The following is a 3,048-nucleotide window of genomic DNA, read 5'->3' as shown; positions in this document are numbered from 1 at the left end:
GGTGTCCGGTCAATCCTTCGTAAGCTTGTCGACGCGCCCGGAGCCTGCCCATCGATGGCGGCGCCCGGCCGTCACCAGCGGGATCGCCGCTGGGATCGTCATCGGGAGGAGCGCGCCAAGGTGCCTCTCACTCCCAGCGGGTTCACCGCATCGACGTCGCGGCGTGGCCGTGGCCGCACCCGTCTGCTCGTCGCGTTCGTCGTCGTTATCGTGCTGCTCGCCGCGGCCGGTGCCGGGTACCTGTGGAAGATCCGCAGCGACAACCGTGCCCTGGACAGGGCAGCGACGGCCGCGGCAGGGGAGTACCTGTCCAGCTGGCAGCGCCTCGGCTCGTCCGGTGACACGGCCACCGCGGACCAGAACGCGGCCACGGCCGTGCAGGAGCAGGGCAAGGCCGGCGTGACCGCGGTGACCGTTCCGGGGGCGATCGGCGTCGACCAGCTCGTGACATCCATGATCGACATCCGTGCCAGGTTGAACGTGACCGGGGTCCGCTTCGTCCCGGGCACCCTGGAGCGGACGGGCTCGACAGCCACGGTCGGCTACTCAGCGTCGCTCACCCTGGCCGGTTTTCCCGAGCCGTACACCTACGACGGTGTGCTGCACCTCGTACGCCAGGGGAAGGCGTGGAAGGTCCAGGCCCGCCCCGACTCGGTCAATCCCGCGCTGGTGCCCGGCCTGCGGCTGGATCGCACGGCGTCCACGGGCAAACGCGGCCGGTTGATCGATGTGAGTGGGCAGCCCCTGAGCAGTGACGCGGAGCTCGTCGGCAACCTGGTCGGTCAGGTTTCCCCGTCATCGGGGTTGCAGCGTGTCTATGACGCCGATCTCGCCCCCCACGGCGGCACCGTGGTCGTCCGCAACGAGCGGAACGAGACCGTCAACACCCTGCGGTCGTACCCGATGACCGACGGCAAGGACGTGCAGACCACGCTCGACCTGAAGGTGCAGCGTGCAGCCGAGGCCGCGATGGCAACCGCACCCAAGCCCAACGGGGCCCTGGTCGCCGTCGACACCCAGACCGGTGGGGTGCTGGCTCTGGTCAACAACCCGCTCAACGGGTACAGCCGTGCCCTTCGTGGCAACTATCCGCCGGGTTCCACCTTCAAGATAGTCACTGCGACCGCTGCCCTGATCGCGGGGAAGGACGCGAACACGCCGCTGGATTGCACACAGACCGTGCCGATCGGAGGGCGTACCTTCACCAACGCCGAGGCCGAGCAGTTCGGTGTGATCCCGCTGCGGGAGGCGTTCGCCCACAGTTGCAATACCGCGTTCATCCGGCTGGAGGAGTCGCTGCCGAACTCGGCACTGGAGCAGGCCGCGAAACTCTACGGTTTCGACGGCAGCCAGCCGCTGCCGATAGCGAGCGCCAGCGGCTCCTTCCCGACGCCGAAGGACGCGGTCGAGTCGGCATCGGCCGCGCTGGGGCAGGGCAAGGTGTCCGCGAGTCCGTTGCAGATGGCGAGTGTCGCGGCGGCGGTTGCCAGCGGAACCTGGCGCCAGCCGTTCGTGACCGGTACCGCCGCGAAGAGCAATCCGCTGCCCGCTGCGGTGGTCCCGCCCCTGCAGGACTTCATGCGGGCGGTGGTCACCGAGGGGACCGCGACCGGGGTTGTCTTCCCCGGTGAGGTGCGTGGAAAGACCGGTACGGCCGAGTACAAGGACGGCGACCCGCCGCCGACGCATGGGTGGTTCGTCGGCTACCGCGGCAACATCGCCTTCGCGGTGATCGTCGAGGACGGCGGCTTCGGTGCGGTGTCGGCGGCGCCGGTGGCAGCCCGCTTCCTGGAAAACCTCGGGGGCGTCTGACAGCTCGCCTGCCTACTGTTGCCGCGCTGGCAGTCAGGGCTTTGTTGCACGGAAGACAACGGAGGGACGACGGTTGCCTTTGATGTGCATACGTTCGATATGGCAACGCCTTGTGTGCAATGCTGCACATTGTGACCGTATTCGCGCTTGGCGCACCCGCTGAGCCTGATCCCGGGTAGCCGCCTGCCGGATGGACCAACGGTGGGTCGCGGCGCGTGACGGCATTTTGTCTGTGCCGGTCGGCCCCTCCGCCTTCCGGATCGTTGTTCCCTGTACGCTCGGCCGGGCGCACAGGCACCTGGGTTCTGTTTCCGCTCTCCGCTGCGCGTTGACCTCCTGCGCGCAGGTCACCTGGTTCCGCTTTTCCCGTGCTTTCGCTCCCGGGCGAGAACGCGGGAATTCGCGTACCCGTAGACCTCCGGAGTATTCCTATGCCTGGCTGGCGTCAGCCGCTCAACGCCCACGGACGTCTTGCCACGCTCGTCGATGGTCGGCCGGTCGATGACCGATGAGGTCCGATTCCGCGGATACTTTCGATAGCTTGTCCGACCCCCCAGCGGCCGCTTCGATCCCCGAAGCTGTTCCTGGTAGGGCTGTGCCGAGTCTCCGCAGACGGCGAGCCCAGCCTGCCTTGGTTCCATTCGGCAGGGTTTCAGGCGTGCCACTGGCCTCCCGGCCGCGCAAGACCACGGTCAACCTCACCCTCGCAGAGGAGGACGCACTTGAGGATCTCGTCCGTGATCTCCGGCGTCGTGCCAGCCGGGCAGTGTCGAAAGACGAGACGTGGCGTGCGCTCCTCGTCTGGAGCATACGTCACGACAGCCTTGCCGATGCCCTCGCGGACATCCTCGAACAGCCACAGGCCCAGTCCTGACCGTTTCCCCTCGCCGATAGGGAACGCCAATTCTGCGATGGCAGGAACAACTCACCCTGGGTGCCGGACCCCGCCGGGCGGACGCAGCCAGTGGCAATGACGCGCGCAGCACTGTTCAGCCGCTGGTGGGTCAGGAATCGGGCCGGTGTAGCCGCGTGAACAGAGCTGTCAGTTCGGCCGGGGGGTCGTCCCGGTAGACCGACCATGCCCGGAAGATTTCCTCAGCACCGCTGATCATCGTCTCCGGCAGACCGGCCGCCCGCAGAGCCTCGGCAACATCCGCCATTTCCGGTGCCCACCGCCACGAGCGGGCAGCCACGGAGGGTAGGTAGTCGGGCTCGGCCAGCACAGGCCTGCTACGG

3 protein-coding genes are annotated in these 3,048 nt (G+C 67.8%); 2 read left to right on the top strand and 1 reads right to left on the bottom strand.

Annotated features, from left to right (window positions below; genetic code table 11):
* Positions 1–120 precede the first annotated feature (120 nt).
* Positions 121–1,812 (top strand): penicillin-binding transpeptidase domain-containing protein, encoded by a 1,692-nt coding sequence (locus DD1DGNOD_RS21930; protein ID WP_165035218.1) that lies wholly within the window; start codon positions 121–123, stop codon positions 1,810–1,812.
* A gap of 658 nt (positions 1,813–2,470) precedes the next feature.
* A complete protein-coding gene (locus DD1DGNOD_RS21925) occupies positions 2,471–2,686 on the top strand; it encodes a hypothetical protein (protein ID WP_131768382.1) in 216 nt (71 codons plus the stop codon).
* 130 nt (positions 2,687–2,816) lie between these two features.
* On the opposite strand, the gene DD1DGNOD_RS21920 is transcribed toward DD1DGNOD_RS21925, so the two are convergent.
* A partial coding sequence (locus DD1DGNOD_RS21920) for a DUF1932 domain-containing protein (protein WP_131770959.1) occupies positions 2,817–3,048 on the bottom strand: 232 nt, incomplete at its 5' end.

Source organism: Candidatus Protofrankia californiensis (genome assembly GCF_900634765.1).
GTDB classification, from domain to species: domain Bacteria; phylum Actinomycetota; class Actinomycetes; order Frankiales; family Frankiaceae; genus Protofrankia; species Protofrankia californiensis.
The sequence above is the reverse complement of the archived record's forward strand: the minus strand, read 5'-3'. Positions and strand labels throughout refer to the sequence as shown.